This window comes from Pedobacter sp. AK017, assembly GCF_014200825.1.
Taxonomy (GTDB): domain Bacteria; phylum Bacteroidota; class Bacteroidia; order Sphingobacteriales; family Sphingobacteriaceae; genus Pedobacter; species Pedobacter heparinus.
On record NZ_JACHCW010000032.1, the window covers coordinates 1 to 18,169 of the forward strand.

The 18,169-nt window shown below is 42.0% G+C and carries 13 protein-coding genes and 1 pseudogene; 6 read left to right on the plus strand and 8 right to left on the minus strand.

Annotated features, from left to right (window positions below):
- The coding region (locus HDC92_RS25410) for a beta strand repeat-containing protein (RefSeq protein ID WP_411267849.1) at window positions 1–4,544 on the minus strand (4,544 nt) is incomplete at its 3' end.
- A 48-nt stretch (window positions 4,545–4,592) separates the two neighbouring features.
- Between HDC92_RS25410 and HDC92_RS25415 the strand changes: the two genes are divergently transcribed.
- Window positions 4,593–4,703: a hypothetical protein gene (locus tag HDC92_RS25415; RefSeq protein WP_411267850.1), complete on the plus strand. Its 111-nt coding sequence runs from the start codon at window positions 4,593–4,595 to the stop codon at window positions 4,701–4,703.
- A gap of 195 nt (window positions 4,704–4,898) precedes the next feature.
- On the opposite strand, the pseudogene HDC92_RS25420 reads toward HDC92_RS25415, so the two are convergent.
- Window positions 4,899–7,028 (minus strand): annotated as a pseudogene (locus HDC92_RS25420) (IgGFc-binding protein); the annotation flags it as partial.
- Window positions 7,029–7,814: 786 nt separating this feature from the next.
- Between HDC92_RS25420 and HDC92_RS25015 the strand changes: the two are divergent.
- Together HDC92_RS25015 and HDC92_RS25020 are read left to right on the plus strand one after the other, a co-directional pair.
- Window positions 7,815–8,471, plus strand: coding sequence for a recombinase family protein (locus HDC92_RS25015; protein ID WP_221271012.1), 657 nt, complete (start codon window positions 7,815–7,817; stop codon window positions 8,469–8,471).
- A 35-nt stretch (window positions 8,472–8,506) separates the two neighbouring features.
- Window positions 8,507–9,382: a zinc ribbon domain-containing protein gene (locus HDC92_RS25020; protein ID WP_221271013.1), complete on the plus strand. Its 876-nt coding sequence runs from the start codon at window positions 8,507–8,509 to the stop codon at window positions 9,380–9,382.
- A 177-nt stretch (window positions 9,383–9,559) separates the two neighbouring features.
- Here the strand turns inward: HDC92_RS25020 and HDC92_RS24605 are convergent, their stop codons facing one another.
- The 6 genes from HDC92_RS24605 to HDC92_RS24630 all read right to left on the minus strand — a co-directional run bounded on the left by HDC92_RS24605 (window position 9,560) and on the right by HDC92_RS24630 (window position 15,468).
- Window positions 9,560–10,660 (minus strand): serine hydrolase domain-containing protein, encoded by a 1,101-nt coding sequence (locus HDC92_RS24605; RefSeq protein ID WP_183877534.1) that lies wholly within the window; start codon window positions 10,658–10,660, stop codon window positions 9,560–9,562.
- Between the two features lie 104 nt (window positions 10,661–10,764).
- Entirely contained in the window at window positions 10,765–11,493 is a 729-nt protein-coding gene (locus HDC92_RS24610; protein ID WP_183877535.1) for a family 16 glycoside hydrolase, read from the minus strand.
- Between the two features lie 138 nt (window positions 11,494–11,631).
- Window positions 11,632–12,498, minus strand: coding sequence for a subclass B3 metallo-beta-lactamase (gene bla, locus HDC92_RS24615; protein ID WP_183877536.1), 867 nt, complete (start codon window positions 12,496–12,498; stop codon window positions 11,632–11,634).
- A gap of 77 nt (window positions 12,499–12,575) precedes the next feature.
- On the minus strand, window positions 12,576–13,121 hold the full coding sequence (locus HDC92_RS24620) for a hypothetical protein (protein WP_183877537.1): 546 nt from the start codon (window positions 13,119–13,121) through the stop codon (window positions 12,576–12,578).
- 356 nt (window positions 13,122–13,477) lie between these two features.
- Window positions 13,478–14,530, minus strand: coding sequence for a hypothetical protein (locus HDC92_RS24625; protein WP_221271014.1), 1,053 nt, complete (start codon window positions 14,528–14,530; stop codon window positions 13,478–13,480).
- Window positions 14,531–14,601: 71 nt separating this feature from the next.
- Window positions 14,602–15,468: an AraC family transcriptional regulator gene (locus tag HDC92_RS24630; RefSeq protein ID WP_183877539.1), complete on the minus strand. Its 867-nt coding sequence runs from the start codon at window positions 15,466–15,468 to the stop codon at window positions 14,602–14,604.
- 117 nt (window positions 15,469–15,585) lie between these two features.
- Here HDC92_RS24630 and HDC92_RS24635 point away from each other — a divergent pair, with 117 nt between their 5' ends.
- The 3 genes from HDC92_RS24635 to HDC92_RS24645 all read left to right on the plus strand — a co-directional run bounded on the left by HDC92_RS24635 (window position 15,586) and on the right by HDC92_RS24645 (window position 17,614).
- A complete protein-coding gene (locus HDC92_RS24635; RefSeq protein WP_183877540.1) occupies window positions 15,586–15,879 on the plus strand; it encodes a hypothetical protein in 294 nt (97 codons plus the stop codon).
- Window positions 15,880–16,073: 194 nt separating this feature from the next.
- On the plus strand, window positions 16,074–17,081 hold the full coding sequence (locus tag HDC92_RS24640; protein ID WP_183877541.1) for a serine protease: 1,008 nt from the start codon (window positions 16,074–16,076) through the stop codon (window positions 17,079–17,081).
- Between the two features lie 344 nt (window positions 17,082–17,425).
- Entirely contained in the window at window positions 17,426–17,614 is a 189-nt protein-coding gene (locus HDC92_RS24645; protein WP_183877542.1) for a zinc-binding dehydrogenase, read from the plus strand.
- Window positions 17,615–18,169 lie beyond the last annotated feature (555 nt).

Below are 18,169 nucleotides of genomic sequence, written 5' to 3' on the forward strand. Positions count from 1 at the left end.
GCTGTCGCCGTGCCCGATGCGCCGGGGGCCAGTACCGCAGGGCTTAGTGCCAGGGCCGTACTGCCCGTCAGCGCATCGTTGATGTTCACCCCGCTAAGGGTAACATTGCCCGTATTGGTCGCCGTAAAAGTATAGGTGATCACATCGCCAACAGCGCCTGTGCCGCCGACACTCGCCGTTTTCACCAGCGCAATCAATGGTGTTCTGCTCAAAGTAGTACCGGTCGGGGTATCATTGTCCTGGGCCGTACCCGAAACATCGCTCACCGTACCGCCACCGGGGGCCGTGCCAGTCACCGTGGCCGTATTGCTCACCGCGCCAGCATCAAGGTCAGACTGTTTGATCGTATAGCTGGCTGTCGCCGTGCCCGATGCGCCGGGGGCCAGTACCGCAGGGCTTAGTGCCAGGGCCGTACTGCCCGTCAGCGCATCGTTGATGTTCACCCCGCTAAGGGTAACATTGCCCGTATTGGTCGCCGTAAAAGTATAGCTGATCACATCGCCAACTGCACCCGTGCCGCCGACACTCGCCGTTTTCACCAGCGCGATAGCAGGAGACTTGGTTAATGGTGTGTTGGTCGGGGTATCATTGTCCTGGGCCGTACCCGAAACATCGCTTACCGTACTGGCGTCGGGTGCTGTGCCGGTCACTGTGGCCGTGTTGCTCACGCCGCCCGCATCAATGTCCCCCTGGGTAATGGTATAGCTGGCCGTGGCAGTTCCCGAAGCACTCGGGGCCAATACCGGCGGGTTCAGGGCCAGGGCCGTGCTGCCGGTCAGGGCATCATCAATCACTACCCCGCTCAGGGTCACATTCCCGGTGTTGGTAGCGGTAAAAGTATAAGTGATTACCTCACCCACAGCGCCTGTGCCGCCGACACTCGCCGTTTTCACCAGCGCGATCAATGGTGTTCTGCCCAAAGTAGTACTGGTCGGGGTATCATTGGTCTGGGCGGTTCCCGAAACATCGCTCACCGTACTGGCGTCGGGCGCTGTTCCGGTAGCCGTAGCAGTGTTGCTCACGCTGCCTGCATTGATATCGGCCTGGGTAATGGTATAGCTGGCCGTGGCAGTGCCCGAGTCGCCGGGGGCCAATACCGCAGGGCTTAGCGCCAGGGCCGTACTGCCCGTCAGCGCATCGTTGATGTTCACCCCGCTCAGGGTCACATTCCCGGTGTTGGTAGCGGTAAAGGTATAGGTGATAACATCACCCACAGCGCCTGAGCCGCCGGTGCTTGCTGTTTTGACCAGCGCAATTGATGGTACAACAACAAAAACTGTGGCTTCAGCTATGTCACAATTACCTGGATTCCGGTTCTCGCAGATGCGGTAGGTGAGCACATAAGTTCCTGCCGGGGTACCGGCAGGAACAGTGATGGTCCCATTAGCATTGAGCGTAAGTCCGGCAGGAACAGTAACTGCGCTTAAAGTTATGTCCGAAGGGGTCAGGACCGATCCGTTCAACGTATCGTTAGACAAAACTGAGACGGTTGTTCCTCCAGAGATCCCGTTTATCGCTGATGCCGTATAATCATCTACAACCGCATCAATTACAGCGGGTTCTACCAGCAGGGTTGCTGTGGCATCGTCACAATTCGTAAACGGGTTAATCGCCTCGCAAATCCGGTAAGTCACCACGTAAGTCCCTACCGGAACATTCGCTGCCACCGTGATGGTTCCATCTGAATTCATGGTCAATCCTGCGGGAACGGTTAATGGTGTTAATACAATGTTAGCCAGACTTACATTTGTTCCGTTCAAACTGTCGTTGTTCAATACTGAAGGCGTAGTGCCACCATTAAGCTGGTTGATCGGGCCTGTAGTAAAATTGTCATCTACAGCATCTATGGCCGGAATAGGCACTGTTATCTTAACGGTATCGGTACAGCCATTGCTATTTGCCCATATGAGGTAATAAATACCATCTACAGCAAAACTAGATGTGGTGGTTGAAGGATCAGTTGCAGAAGTAAAACTGATAACGCTTGGATTTCCTGCCAGTTGGGACCAGGTACCTGTTCCACTTGCTGCCAGGGTAGTGGTTGCATTGGATGGAATGCCCTGGTCAGGCCCTGCATAAGCAGTTGATAAGGTTACCGTGGCTGCTGAACTTTCTGTCCCTGCCGCATCTATTTCATTGAACGTAAAGGATAAGGTATAAATACCGGCATCGGGATCTAATTTTAAGAGGTTTGGATTATAATTAGAAATCACCTGTCCGGCTGTTACCGCCGTTCCATCATAATATAATGTTGCGCTGGCAGGCAAGGTTACAATGGTAATTTTGTTGGTATTGCTAACCCCTGTATATGCCCCGTCTTCAGGGTCGCTCCCTGTGAGGATTGGAACAGTCAGCAGTGTAGTTCCTTCCGGATCAATCCAGCAGGTGCCCACAAGATTAGCCATTGGCCGGCTATTGATGCCAAAATTGGCATTTGTAACATTAGTTGTGCTGACCACAATATTGGTTAATATGCCATCAACGATGCCATCATTGCCTGCGGTAGCTCCCAGGTTCTCGCCGGTATTTACCCAGCCCGGAGCAAGGCTTGCACCCGGGGGCGCAGTGCCTATTGTTCCGGGAGTTATGCTTAGCACAATGCTATAGGTATCTAACGGTATTGAAGTAAAATTATAGATGCCGTTGGCGGCTACAGTGGCATTGGCTGTGACTATTCCTGAACTGCTGACCAATACTGCTGTTAAGCCACCTGCGTTTGTTCCTGTTCCATTTACCGTATTTGCAGGCATTCCGTTTAATCCGTTCCCATCGGCAAATACATTACCGGTCAAAGACAGCACGGAGTTGTAATCTTCTACCTCTCCATTATTAAAAATATCGTCATATGCGGTAAACACTACCGGTATATCCGCGACGATCAGTCTGGTTTTATATTGGTTGGCGCCCGAAGGAGGAAGTACCGGAATACTTACTATCTGCCCGGCGGTTCCGCTGCCATTGTAAAAAGCAGGATTGCCATTGGCATCCACATCATCGGCAAAGTCGCCGTTATTGTTCCAGTCGAACCATAAACCGTAATTTACCGTAGCGCCGGGTGTATTACTGCTCAGGGATATGCCGTATGGACCTGAAGAGACTGTTGGTCTTAACAGTCCATCATCAAAAGAGTCCGCAGATGCAGTAGCATTTCTCAGCGGAGTATCCTCAGAACTTACACCGGCTCCAGCCCATACAGAATTGTTTGCCCCTGTAGGCACGCCTGCAACCAAACAATTGGTTATTTTAGCTTGTGCGACCGGCCATGGACCTGTTAAATCACTATAATCGTAACTATCAATACTGATTACGTCAAAACTGGCCACAGAACTGCAGCCGCCATTGGAGCCGGTCACCGTATAAGTACCCGGAGCACTAACAGTTATACTGCTGGTATTCAAATCTCCGGTACTCCAGTCATAGGTAAGCGCCGGTGAAATTCCGCCCGCATAAAATAATACACTCGCCGGTATAACTTGCTTGGCAACTGAAGGTCCTGAATAAGAAACACTCAGGGCTGCTGTACCGGCAGAACCGTTAAAATAGTTTACCGTAATAGAATGATACCCTGCCGAAAGATTGACCGCTGTTGAGGCTACCTCGGTTAACGCATGGCTCCCGTCATTGCTAATGAGTGTTGAGCCGTCTACAGATAAAGTACTGCCATCCTTGCTGTTGGTGTAAAATGTATAATTCCCTGCCGTAGTAATATTGATAAAACCTTTATATTTTACCCCATAAGCTGTAGATAAACCAGTTATGCCCGTTAGTCCGGAAAGGTTCATCTGCGTGGCTACCCCTGTACTGGCGGGCTTTCTGTTATAGAAACCGGGAGTAATTACCGCAAAGTTAGAACTGGCAAATAAGGAAGAGGCATCATAGGGATTGAAAGTTTCGTACTGAATACCGGGAGTAAAGCCGGTAACATTCAAAGTAACAGAGGGGTTCGTGCAGCTTAACTTATATTCTCCGCCTATGGTAAAGGTAGATACCACTGAAGGGCTAACTGTTATGGTAGTGCTGTTTGAAACCGTACAACCATATTTGTCAGTATAGGTACAGGTATAGGTGCCCGCCTGGGCAGCAGTGATACCTGTGATCTCAAAGTTGGCCTCAGTGCTGGTAAAGCCGCCCGGGCCCGACCAGAGGATGCTGGCAGCAGCTGCTCCGGTTGGGAAAGCTGCAGAGGTAAACTGTACCGTAGAACCTACGCAGGGTGCAGAAGGTGTCGGGGTTACGGTAATGGAGTCTATTGCAAGGTCGACAGTTATATTCTCTGTGTAGGTACAGTTATTCTCATCGGTAACTGTTACTATATAGGTACCTGCATTTGCAGCTGTAGGATTGTTAAGCACCGGATTGGCCGCAGTACTGGCAAAGCCTCCAGGGCCCGACCAGCTGTAGCCTGAGATGTTTACATTGAAGGGAATCGCGCCACTGTTTAAGGTAATGGCATTGGAACCGCAAACATGGGTTGGTTTGGGGAACAGCACTACATTACCGAAATCAGAGAAGTTACTATAATCACCGCCACCACCCGAATACATATTCTGATAAAAATAAAATTTGCCTGCAGTGTTTTCTATTTTTACTAGCTGGCCAGCGCCAAAAAGGCCGGTGACGGTTTTACGGCAGTATTTCCATCCGGGAATTCCCGGTATGGAAACAAAATCGGATGCCTGAATAATCGTACTGGATCCGTTTAGCAAAAAATTACCCACAATCGCATCAGGGGCGACGAAACTAAAGGCTACGAATGTTGAAACTGTTGGATATTGAAATGACAATAATTCGGTACCCTTGCAATCGGCAATGGGTGTGAGAATGCCGCCTCCTAATTCATGGTTAACTCCGCCCATTTTATACACCATTACAGGCTTATCGGCCTTGATACTGGCCGCATTTATCCCGACAGGCAATAAATGTTTAACAAAAGTGCCTTTATTGACTACCAGTGTTGAAGTGGTTGTGCCGTCAAACACGGTGATCGTGGTGCCATCTTCCGTACCGAAAATATAGGCCAGTTCACCTGCATTAACCACATTAGCTCGTATATGCACATATTCCAAGCCCAGTTTACTGATAGGTACCAATTGGTCGCCCGCATTATCAGCAGCCGGTCCGTAAAGCAATAAATCATCGTTATAAGTAATAACTACAGGCAATGTACTGGTTACAGCACTTCCAGCCAAATGATTGCCAGCTGAAGTCGTTGAATTTGCCGAATAACTTTGGCCACGGTTCAGGGTAATGGTAAAAGGTACATTAGCACCATGACCAACAATAGGCTGGCTAGGGGTAATGGTGACCTGGGTATTATCTTCAGTAGCGGTAATTACAAACAAAGCTCCATTGTTGTAACCTGAAAAAGCATCCTGTCCTGGAATAATAAAGGACGTACCTAAGGCATTGGGGCCTCGCAGAGGCATCGTTCCATAATTATCGGATTTTTCATTCGCATAATAAGCCCCCATTCTTCCCTTAACCCGTATCCTCAGCCCTCTGTTTAAAATGGTATTGGCCGGTTCTACGGTAATTGCATTAATAAACGACGTCATGTCGATAATCTTTGCCCCTCCTGGAGCAACAGTGCCTGTAATTGGCGTAAAGCCTGGCGCCGCAGGCATATCGATTATATATGTAGCATACTCAGTATCAGAAACCCCGGAAAAATGTAGTTTTTGTGGTACTCTATAATCAGATCTCCAATTCGGTACACCATACCAAAACTCAAAGTCAAAAGCAGTCGGCACAACCCAATCACCTAAGCTTAAAGTAAAATATTCGCCGTCATCAAGGCTTACATTTGTAAATTCCAGTGTATCATTTAAAGGGCCTGTCAATGTCCCTCCAGTTATAACAGTGGCCGAGGCAAAGCTGTTGGCGGTGTTTTTTAATAAAGCTACTGTAGCCAAGTCGGGATTAGACACCAATTCGGGAAGATCCCCCACAAATATCCTTATCGTTGCCGTTCCCATACCGCCCGATTTGCTGACCCGCCAAACCCTTTGCAGACGTTGTCCATAACCGACAGGTGCATCCGAAGAACGTAAGTCTATACCTAATCCGTTATCGCCCGCAATCAGATAATCTCCGTCATTTAATGCCGCAGTACTTTCCAGTTCAACTATTGATCCGGTATTAACGCTTTTCGATCTAGGCTGATTTAGGCCAGAACCGTCATCACGTACCACCCCGGCAACGTCCTTGGCAAAGCCGCTACTGGCCCCGGCGCTGGGATAAATTACTGCCCCTGCACTGTTTACGTAATTTGCAGCTACAGTCTGATCTATGGTAATACCATATTTCAAGGCCAGATAACTCTCTATTTTATTCCGCTCCGCTGTGCTGACTGTCCCTGTATAGGCAATGACCTCGGCCATGCTGCCCCCAAAAAACTCAGCGGGATATGCACCCGAAGATGCCAGGTGAATAAATCCCGGTGTTCCGGTGGCTGTTACGCCTGCTGAGGCGGAAGCTAATTTTCCATCAAAATAAAAAGAAGCGTTGTTGGTAGCCGCGGCGGTACTCAATGCGGTATTAAGGGTAGGCTTGGTCCCTATGGAAAGCGTCACGGCATCCACCCATGCACCACCATAAAAACGGGCCCTATTAGAATAAGGACCCATCAGCCAGTTTGCAGTCCCCTGTATTGCCCTTCTTGCGGCTGTAGAGGTGCTCGTGCTGTTATATACGACGAAAAAACTGTAGGGACGGGTAGTGATACTGGCCGTTGTGGCCATTCCATCATTTGTATTGTCAAAATCTAGAGCGGCATTGCCATTAAAAAGCGGAGAAATTGCGGTAAAAGCCGGCTGTTTGGCAACAGTTGCCTGGGTGGCATCAAAGCCACCACCACTCTGGTCAGCCCATGTAGTTACACTGCTGCCGCTCAAAGTTACGCCCGCGCCGGCCTTTAGCCAAAGTTTAAGATTGGTATTTACCCCTCCAGGGGCCTGGGCTTTTGCTTTTTCTGAAAGAATAAATAATAGTAAGACCGCAGCATAAAAAAATAGGGATTTATTTCTCATAGCAGAACATTAATTTAAATAGAAATAATTAGCAATTATCAATCGATACTCGATTTAAATTTTCCTCTTGTAATAATAGCAAATAACTCTTGGAATAATAGCAAATAGTTTAATAGATAATAATAATGATTTAAACTAATTAAAGTTAATCATAGAAGTAACATTTACTCATGGGCGATACAGTATGTGGCATGTATTTAATAAAATGAAAGTGAGCAAGCATTATTAATTGGAAATTTAAAAACTATCAATTAATTACACTCATAATCAATTGTATCCAATCTAATATGTCGAATTTACAACATCATTTCACTATTTAACCAGCTCGCAACAGCCTGTCGCAGCTGTCTATTGTGATTGAATGGAACATAAAAAGCACTGTATTCCTATCAATAAAATTACTGATTAGCCAGGGCTAAACATGCGGTCCATTTTGGTCATTCAGGCGTAATCAGTTGATATCTATTGTAAGAGGGGGGTTAGAAAGCAGTTATTTTGTTCTGATAGACAAATTTAGTTAGATTCGTTAGTTACACCACATCAGGCGGTCAAACTCTTAAAAAAGCATAAAGTTATCCTGACGTTAGAACAGGCTGAAAAAATTCTTGAATTTATGGACAGATTGGCAAAACTTGCCATTGAACACTACGTGAAATAGCAATAGATTTTAGCTAATTATAACGCTCAAAATATAGAAAAATAATATTGAAAAGTTACTTGATTTATTGGTGGAAAATTAGTAAATCATTTAATTATCAATGATTTATAGTTATAAAATGAGCAGATATGAAGATAGCAGATTTATATATTAGGGTGAGTACCGATGAGCAGAAAGACAAGGGGTATTCGCAAAGAAACCAGCAGGAACAGTTGAGCAAGTATTGCACGATCAACAATATTCAGATTGGCAGGATAATTTTTGAAGACCATTCGGCAAAGAACTTTAACCGTCCTGAATGGAAGAAGCTATTGGCCTCCATACGGCGGGAAAAAGGCGGTAAATCGGATTTAATCCTGTTTACCAAATGGGATCGTTTTAGCCGTAATACGGCAGATGCCTACCAAATGATTAATACGTTAAGGAAGTTCGGTATAGAACCGCAAGCAGTTGAACAGCCTTTGGACTTATCAGTACCCGAAAACAAAATGATGCTAGCCTTTTATCTTGCCATTCCAGAGGTCGAGAACGATAGAAAGTCTTTAAATGTATTCTTTGGAATGCGTAGGGCTAAAAAAGAAGGCAGATGGAGGGCAACTGCTCCGATAGGCTATATCAATAAAACAAGTGAAGATGACCGTAAATATATAGCTCCACATCCAAAGAACGCACCGATTATGCAATGGGCTTTTGAACAGCTTGCTTTAGGAGATTATACGATGACAGAGATATTAAGGGAAGCAAGAAAGAAAGGCTTGAAATGCAGTAAGAACAATTTTGGGTAGCTATGCGAAACCCTGTGTATTGTGGGAAAATCTATGTGGCAAGACATAAGGATGAAGATGCGTGCTTGGTTGATGGATTACATAAGCCGATTATATCTGAAGCCACCTTTAACGATGCGCAAGACGTAATGAATGGTAGGAAGAAAGCCAATAAGGTAAAAATTGCTTCTTTAAAGGAACTTCCTTTGAGGGGTTTTCTGACCTGTCCAAAATGCTTTAGAAATCTTTCTGGAAGCCCGTCAAAAGGCAAAAACCAGTACTACTATTATTATCATTGCCTTTCTACCTGTGGCTATCGTGTGAATGCCAATACGTTAAATGATGAGTTTATAAAACTACTTCAAAAATTTGCGCCAATACAGGGTATGGAAGACCTTTATGTAAGGGTTATCGAATACCATTACCATCTGAAAATAAAGCAGAGCAATAACTTTAAAAGACCCATTATAAAGGAAATTGAGGAAGTAGAAGTTAGGCAAAAAAGGATTAGGGAATTGCTGATTGATAAGTCCATAGATGCCAATGATTACCGCCAAATGAAACGTGAATGTGATGAAAAATTGAACAGGTTGGAGGCTGACTTAAGAAGAACCGATATTGAGACCTTTGGAGTTAAAAAAATCTTTGAAAACCTAGTGAACACGCTCGTTGAGATAGATTTATTTTTTAAAGACGCCGAGGTGGAACGCCAACGGGGAATTGTTGCAACTATCTATCCGCATAAATTTGAGCTCCAAAATTCGGAATGTCGAACACCTTTGACAAATTCTGGAGCAGCCTTTATATACAATTTAAACGGGATTTTAGGGCAAAAAAAGAATGGGACAGAACTGGATTTTACCAGTCTGTCCCATCAGGTGATCCCGCTGGGATTTGCACCAAGTGCAAAATCAGGGTTTGCAATATTTTAGAGTGGTTTTGAAATTCGAACTCCCCGAATGACGCACCTATTTTTTAAAACTTTTTGTATGCAAATACTATGATTTAAATATAACTGTTTGCATCAAAAAATCCAAATTTAATATACGGTTTTCCGTAACGATTCGTAGTCATATGAATTTAACCAATTAAAGCATACTTTTTTAAGATTAATTATACAATATCGTTCTTGCTGTTTGCAAAAATGAATTTATTTTTGAGTTCGAACGATTTTGCAAGATTATTATAGTTTTGTCATTGTCCAAATGCCTTTCTATATAAGTTGAATACCCTGGCCAACCTCCAGAATGATAAACGATTTTGCCATATTTTTTCGAATCCCCTATGAACCACCCAAATCCATAATTAGTCTCTTTTCCATCCTTTGTTTTTACAGGATTAAACATGAGTTCTTTATCTTTTGAATCTATCAATTTATCTGTATAAAGTGCTCTGTCCCATCTTAATAGATCCTCTGTTGTAGAGTTTACTGTTCCGTCACCCACAATTCCATCCAGATAATAAGTGTAAAATTCTTTTCCAAAACTATTGGGAAGCACTTTGTAGCCTAAACTATCTGTAACATAACCCAGCGCATAATTCTCTATTTTTTTTGGTTCAAATCTACTTCTATAGATAAACGTATTGCTCATTTTTAATGGTTGAAATATGTTTTTACTCAAAAATTGACCAAATGTCTTATCTGATACTATTTCTATTATCAACGCTAACAAAGTATAACCTGTATCGCTGTACTGGTATTTTTCACCGGGTTGAAAAATGACTTTTGGTCTATATTTCGCGAAGACATTTACAATATCCTGATTGGTAGCAATTTTTGTTTTATCCCACTTTTCTTCAAAAAGCTCTATATAGTCGGGAAGCCCGGCAGTGTGATTAAGTAAATTTCTTATGCTGATGTTTCCGTAGAAAGCTAGTTCGGGAATATATTTTGAAATTTTGTCGTCATAATTCAGTTTTCCTTGTTTTTCTAACAAAACAATTCCCGTAGCAGTAAATTGTTTGGAAACCGATGCTAACTCAAATATGGTTTGATTATTAATTTTTTGCTCGGTTTTCTCATTAGCAAGGCCATAACTTTTTTCAAATATGATTTTCCCTTTGTCTGCAATCAGCACATTTCCATTGAACATTTTCTGCTTAAAAAGAGAGTTAACTAAGCTGTCAAGTTGCTTATATTGTGCTGATTGACCAAATGTGAAATTAAATAATAACAGTCCAATTGTAATCAGTAAAAATGTTCTTCTCATAAAGTGTTCTTTAGAATTGTCTGTCACGGACAGTTATTCCTCAAAGGCGGGATTTGATGCCCTTAGTTCAGTAAATATATAAATTTTGATAGAAGCACAAAAGTTCAATTTAGCACTTCAACCCGGCTTTTAATTGCTTTTTTATAGACCGGAAATATTTTTTTTGGCAAATTTCTATGGTTTATTTTAATTGTTTTGAAATCTCCGCCGCTGCTATCTGCTGTAAAAAGCCCTATTTTTCCTGATGTGCGATCATTAAGTTTCTCAACTATCAGCGAAGCTTGAATTGCATTATTAATGTACACTTTAACAGTTCTGTTGTCAACCACAAGTTTCATGGTAAACCAATCATTGGGATTGGGCGGATCGATGATCTCTTTCTCAAAGACCGCATTTTTTTCCTTTCTCAATTTTTCCCAGGTAAAATTGGGCTGCGAAATATATTGCACTGCATGAATTCGCCTAATAGGATCCGAAGAAAGAAAATTGAAGGGACGACAATAGACAGCATCATAGGTAGTATCATTGGCACCGTGAAAGGCTATTCCAATAAAACTCCGTTGGAAAACGTCCTTGCCCCGCATTTGAATTTCAATCGTACCGTTTTTAAAGTCCTTAAATGGTAGCCATGCAAGACCTTCCTTTTTACTTTCTGATACCTTTAGGTAAGCTCCAGTGCCACTTGAAACGATTTCGATGTATCTGTTTACTGCCTTGAGCTTTGCTCTTTTGTACAGGTTTGCGAGTTCGATGGTTTGCCGCATTTGGCCAAGTAGTGAGCAGGGCAACAATATCAAAGTGACCATGTACATAAATCTGGTTCGCTTCTTCATTTAAAGGTTGTTTATATCGTATGATGTTTTTAAATTTTATCACGTCTTTTGAAGTTGCCCCATAGGAATGGAGACACTTATCCAATGATTTATAAACTTCAGCTACGTCATACCCGAAATATAAATGTTTTTTTAACGTCACGGTTTTCTGGCTTTCTGATCATATTCTTTTTGCAGATCATCAATCTGGGCGTAATAGTTTTTTTTATCCATAAAAGCAGCCGGGTTATAAGCACTGCCCGGCTTGTGTTTTTCAGTAAGATCGAACTGGATGCCATGCGATGCTACCCACAAATCAAATTCTATATGCTTCATGGCAATCAAGGTATAGGCATAATCAGTGGCGATATTAGGATAAGTATGTACATCACCGAATTTTTTGTTCGTTACGATTGTTGGCATATTGGCAATCAGCACCCTGTACTTTCGCTTTTTATCGTTAACGTCAAACAAATAGCTGCAAGAGCCTTTGGTATGCCCCGGATGATGAAGGATAGTTAATTTCATTCCACCCAGCTTGATACTGTCGGCATTACGCAATACACGGTCAACTTTTACCGGTTCAAATACACGACCCTTTCCATCAAGATCATAATCAGAAAGGCCACCATCCGCAACAACCGGTGTGTCGGCGTAGTCTACCATCATTTTAGCTCCTGTAGCTTTCTTAATTTCAGCCATCGCACCCATGTGGTCATAATGCGCCTGGGTGGTCAGCAGTATTTTGGTGTCTGAAAGTTTAAAGCCGAGGCTTTTAATATTTTCTTTGATCAGTTGTGCGGACGATGCCAGCCCGGTGTTGATCAGGATATTGCCCTTGGACGTTACGATCAGATAGCAAGCCAAATCGGCGGTACCTACATAATACAGGTTACCCACAATTTGAAACGGCGGATAGGGTCTCGACCATTCCGGATGCGTTTTTGTGGAAGGCTCGGTTACTTTTTGCGCCTGTACCAGGCAGTAACTATTTAAAATCAGCAGGAGCACGAGGTAACTTTTCATAATCGAATATAAAAGTATAAGATATTTTGGCGGGACTAACCCAAAATCGATGATGTAAATTCAGCTTATGGGCTTTGTCATTTAACTTTTACGATTTTACTTTCAGTTATAATGTGGGATTTAACCATTACACTGTAGTTGATTTTCGCAAACCCTTTTTTTACCTGATCTTTTACAATAGGCTTTAGTCCGTTTTCCCATTGATTACAATGTGTACGTATAGGGGGAACCGCAAATTCCCATCGTCCATCTTTAAAAGTATATACGTTATAATTGTGCCAGCAACTGTTAAACCATTCCCGAAGGATGCCTATTTCATCTTTCCCATCACCATCGAGATCTCCCAGATTAACTGGTGTCCCGCCGATACAATCTTCAATTTTAATTGGCGGCGTGTGTTCGTCTGAAAAACGGAGTGTAAGCACACATTTGCCGTCACATCCAGTTCCGTCAGCGTTAAGCTTCGGTTTGATCACAGAAATCGATTCTTTACGGCCAGTGGCTGTAAAATGACCTTCCACGCGGCGGGAATGATTAATGCTTTTCTCGTTTCCGATTTGATTTAAAAAATGGACAGAACTAAAAAATAATGCGGTGATAACAATAGATTTGAATAGTAACATGAGGATTTAGTATTGAATGATTAAATTGATGTTTATTAATTATTAGATCTCGATCAAGGTTAACCGGCAAGAAAAAGCTACCGTTTTTGATCTTGACTATCTCGGTACCGGCAACAAAGTGGTGGTAGCCGCTGAATTTACCGTTTACCCGTGTTTCGTTGATAGCTGCTACGATAAGTTTGAATATGGCATTCCCTGCCTTTGGAGTTGTTTGCATTACTTCGTATAGGATTGTGCTCATTACGGTTCCTTCCGATATATTTTGAATTGCATATCTGGTTGTACAGCTCTGCATTACAGGTGATTTATGACTGTCCGAACTGATCGTATCCATGCTTTGCAGGTTGAATTATATTTCATTTTTTGAAAAGCCCTGCTTTTAGTCCTGTACCTATCGAACCTTCTGCTAGCTGAAGGTAATTGCGTTTACTTTGATCCCTTTCGATGGTCACCGCTCCGGTATTTTGTATGTTTTTCATTTCCAAAAAATCTGTTGATGTGGCATCACTACCACTTAATGGGCCACTTCCATATCCTGCCAATTTATTATAATTGGTAAAAACACAATCAGAAGCTTTATACCGAAGTGTGCTTCCTTTTTCTCTTACCCATATCGTACTCGTATTAGCTATGACGTTATGATGAAAGTCGAACTCATCCCCGTTGGTACCTTGTGTGGTCCAAACACCACAGAAATAACCACCGTATACCAATGAATATCGCATTGCGCTACGGCCGCCGGCCTTTCCATCATTTTTCCAAAAAACAACCGGAATTTTACAGTTGAAAAAAACACAATGATCGATAACCAGCCCATAGCCATTGGCTATAACTCCGACATGTAACGGTAATACATCTACATTTCCGGCGAACAGACATTGTGTTACAAGCAAATCATCTAGTTTTTTTCCATCACGCCATATAGGGTAAGATCGCCGTAAATTATTTTCATCGAGATAAGTATAATCAGGACTGCCTGTAAACCGTAGACCCTCAATAGTAACATGGCTTACCTCGGGTTGTATACCTTTTGCTTCTTCTCCGCCAACACCAGGCTCAAGGGGTACAGCGGTTATGACAACCGGCATTTTACTAGGGGTCCAGTCTGTTTCATCGGGCATAACTTCCGCGCGGATGATAAGACGATTGTTAAGACTATATTTATCATTGTTAAACAAGACGGTTTGTGTGAGCAGATAGATACCCTCCGAAAGAATAATCGTTGTTTCTTCCTGCTTTTTGTTTTGGTTGACGCGCCTGGCTGCCTCAGCCAGTGTCTTCAACGGCCGGGCCTTGAATCCGGAGTTGGTATCGTTACCGGCCTGCGGATTTACATATATTTGTTCTGCCTTTACCCGAAGTAGATTTAAAACAACGAATAAAAGGCAAAGTGCAGCGGATTTTGTCATATTCCTTTTTTCTGTAAAATTGGGAACATTAATCCACGGTAAAAAGGTCATTTTATATTAAAAATTGTCATTTATATTTTTTTTCGGTACTGTTGGGGCGTTATTTGGGTGAACCTTTTGAAGAAACGGTTAAAATTTGAGGGATCGGTGAATCCAAATTGGTAGCAGATCTCCTTTCCAGATTTGTTTTGACGCAGTTCTTTCTTTATTTCTGAAATCAACTTGTGATGGATCATTTGCTGTGCTGATGACCCGCAGAATTGCCTGCAAATTTTGTTAAGAGATCCCGGGCTGATATTAAGCAATTTACTATAGGTTTCAACTGTGTGATCCTGTAAAAATCGCTTTTCCAGCAATGACCGGAACCTATAGAAGTCGGGATGAATGTACGTATCCCGCTGAACATCGTAAATATCCGCATAATAGCGATTGAGGACAATGAGAAGCTGATATAGGATCGCTCTGATCAAATGGTCGCTATCATTCTGGATCTGTTCAAACTCCTGCTCAATTTCCTGTAAAAGTTCCAGACATTTCTCGAATGATCTTTCAGCTATATGCATTTCGGCAGGATGTAGATACTGATGAAAGTATTGAAGCCGGTACAGAAATAGTTCATCCGAAAAAAACAGATGGAGAAAATCTTTGTCAAAGAATAGGGTGTAGCCTTTTACCTTCTCCTCAATTTCCCATCGGCGAACTTGCCCGGGGCTGATGAAAATGATTGCCCGCGGGGCTATCGACATTTTGTTTTCATCCAGGGTAAACGTTCCCGATCCCTCCTGTATAAAAATGACCTCGTAAAAGCTAACTTGATGTAATGTGCTGTCTAAAACATAATGTTTCAAAGTTTCAATATGCCCAATATCCAATAATAGTTCTGTACCATATTTATAAGGTAGAAAATGATATGTTTTAATTGTGCGGATTGATCCCATTTCTTTTACAATCTATAACAGGTAAAATGATACTGATAAAAATATAAATTCTCATGTTCTCTATATTTGTAGAATCGAACAAATTTAATCAACTCTACCTTAAAAAGTTCCATGTAAATGATCAACCGCGCCGGAATGACAGGGTTTACAGTTCTGCAAGCCTATATCAGTTCTTTCTATATGCACATTTTAGTGGATCAGCATCGTCCAGAATATCCAGGTTTATCAACTATTGAAAACCTTAAATTTGATTGTCATGAAAAATCTGATCTTATTTTTTCTGACTTGCATTATTGCTACCGGAACATTTCTTGCGGGTACCACTATGAAAAATCCCCTGCCAGCTTTTATCGTCGGATTCGGAGTTTGGATGTTATTTCTTTGCCGGCTCGGACGAAACAAAAAGGCTGAGTTCAATGTAGCGTTTTCAACAATTTAATCGTATAAATAGTGGCCGGGAGGATGTTGTCGAGGATACTTTCTCCATGTACCACAAATACGTTTTAAAAAAAATAATTATTTCATAGTAGTGACAGGCACAAAACGCCCGATTAGGGAGAGTTTAACTTAAAATATTAAATACTATTACCTAAGCTCAATATAATATGCAAGCAAAAACAGTATTGACAGTTTTATTAATAAGTGTTGGAATAGCCATCCAATCATGTAAACGAAATAACCCAGTTGTTCCAAAAAGCGAGCAAACCGTTCCGAAAATTGAAGATATTTTGAACGGAAATGATCAAAATCTGATCAACCTACTAAATAAGGTACGGGGAAGCGTTGGAAGACGTGGCCCCGGATCAAAAACAATTTGGAGTAGAAAAAACGATTATGGTTTGGGACTTTATATAAGTGCCAACCATGTTTATAACATATCCGGATGGAATTCCCGAAACGCCCAATTCTTTGACTTATCGTCCGAAAACATGGGCATTTTTGAATCATCGCAAATTCCTCCGACTAATGGAGGTATCGATTTAGGTAATACACTGGTGGCAGATTTCCCCTTCATTCATTTTGATATTTCTTCCGGTGCCACTAATACGACCATACTGCCGGCAGAAGATTTTTATCTAGGAATAATTGATAATCAACGAACTCCGCAAGGTCCTTTTCCGAAATACCCTGAACTTGTTAAAACGTCTGAACCATTGCAACTATACGATCCCGAGCATAGGACAAAAGCAACCCAAACATGGAATACCGCTGTGGCAGGCGAAAAAGTCATTGCAGTTGGTTATCCTCAGGATGATATCAACTACCCTAACGGAGCAGTAGCTTATGGAAAAATATTATCCGATACAGAAGCTACGCAAACCATCCAAAAATTGAAGATTGCAGGCGATGTCGAAGGAGATATCCCGTATAATGCGAGTGCCGAATTCTTTATAGAAGCGCAATCGATAGGTGGAATGAGCGGAGGGGGCGTATTTAATTCCTCGGGGCAATTATTGGGAATTATAGTGAGAGGAAGCGATAAGGAAGGTGCTCCTAAAATCATAAGAGTAGTAAAAACATCCTATATTAAAGCTGTCTTAACAGAATTCTATAATGGTTTATCTGAAGCAGACAAGATCAAAGTAAGCCCATTTATAAGTGGCGAATTATGATAAATCGGCAGATTTAACCAAGGTAAGCTGCAACTCCTAAATACAGGGTAATTCAGATGTCTGCCAAAATTGACATCTTTGAATACCAAGGAAAAACTTATACTAATGAGATAACCAATTTTTATCCTATTGCTGTTGGGCTATAGTTTAACAGCAACAGCCCAACTTACAGTTAAGCTATATGAGGATAGAGTCCTGCGTCTCAATGATGGGCAAGGTGTGAATATTACGCTGGATATTGCAGGTACGAAGACCATAGAACAATCGTTGCTTTCACTCAAAGAAAATGGCTTTTTGGCAACTGCCGGATTTATATCAGGGTCGGCACATAACATTCCATTAATATGTCTTTTATACGCATTCAGGGATTGGCTACGGGCAGTGCCGAAAGTTTCTCAAAAATGAACCGTGCCATTGAGATAAACAATATTCATCCAGTTATTGATACGTTTTATAATATGGAAGAGGTAAAAGAAGCATATCAAAGGATTGAAAAAGGTGATATGATTGGTAAGATTGTGCTATCGATTTAAAACTTGTAATTAATTACCTTACTCAAATCAGATAAACTTTAAATGACAGAAGAACCAGACTTGGACAGTTTTCCTTGGTCTGGTTTCTTGGTATTTACATACTCGAAAGAATGTGTAAATTTGAAAATACACTTTCAATTAAGTGTCTCAGAAAATCCAAATTTAATTGCATAAGGGCATCTTTAGGATAAAAAATCTTTGATTGCTCTGATAAGCGTTGGAATGGGTGAAAAGATTTATTTAGTCATCTGTTATAAATAAAGTAGAAGAGTTAGAATCTTGTGTCATGTCAGCAATTCGATTCCTGTGAAGGTACGATTAAAGGAAAGCTCGCTACGAACGTTAACCGAGTTTTGAACCATAAAAACTCGGTTAATTTATGTTTTTCCACTATTTAGTGTACTTTTAATAGTGTTCAGACCATCCCAGATCAAACTATTTGATTTAAGGGTAGGTATACAGTTAAGGATTGAACCAATTTTTTAAGTATGGCAGCTTCACTTTGTTCAGCCAGTCACTTTTAATGAACTGATCAAATCACATGATAACTCTAGG

Coding starts and splice junctions, on each gene's coding strand:
- HDC92_RS24610 (WP_183877535.1), bottom strand. CDS start 11,493: ATGAAGAAGCGAACCAGATTTATGTACATGGTCACTTTGATATTGTTG.
- bla (WP_183877536.1), bottom strand. CDS start 12,498: ATGAAAAGTTACCTCGTGCTCCTGCTGATTTTAAATAGTTACTGCCTG.
- HDC92_RS24635 (WP_183877540.1), top strand. CDS start 15,586: ATGATCAACCGCGCCGGAATGACAGGGTTTACAGTTCTGCAAGCCTAT.
- HDC92_RS25015 (WP_221271012.1), top strand. CDS start 7,815: ATGAAGATAGCAGATTTATATATTAGGGTGAGTACCGATGAGCAGAAA.
- HDC92_RS24605 (WP_183877534.1), bottom strand. CDS start 10,660: ATGAGAAGAACATTTTTACTGATTACAATTGGACTGTTATTATTTAAT.
- HDC92_RS24625 (WP_221271014.1), bottom strand. CDS start 14,530: ATGACAAAATCCGCTGCACTTTGCCTTTTATTCGTTGTTTTAAATCTA.
- HDC92_RS24640 (WP_183877541.1), top strand. CDS start 16,074: ATGCAAGCAAAAACAGTATTGACAGTTTTATTAATAAGTGTTGGAATA.
- HDC92_RS24630 (WP_183877539.1), bottom strand. CDS start 15,468: ATGGGATCAATCCGCACAATTAAAACATATCATTTTCTACCTTATAAA.
- HDC92_RS24645 (WP_183877542.1), top strand. CDS start 17,426: ATGTCTTTTATACGCATTCAGGGATTGGCTACGGGCAGTGCCGAAAGT.
- HDC92_RS24620 (WP_183877537.1), bottom strand. CDS start 13,121: ATGTTACTATTCAAATCTATTGTTATCACCGCATTATTTTTTAGTTCT.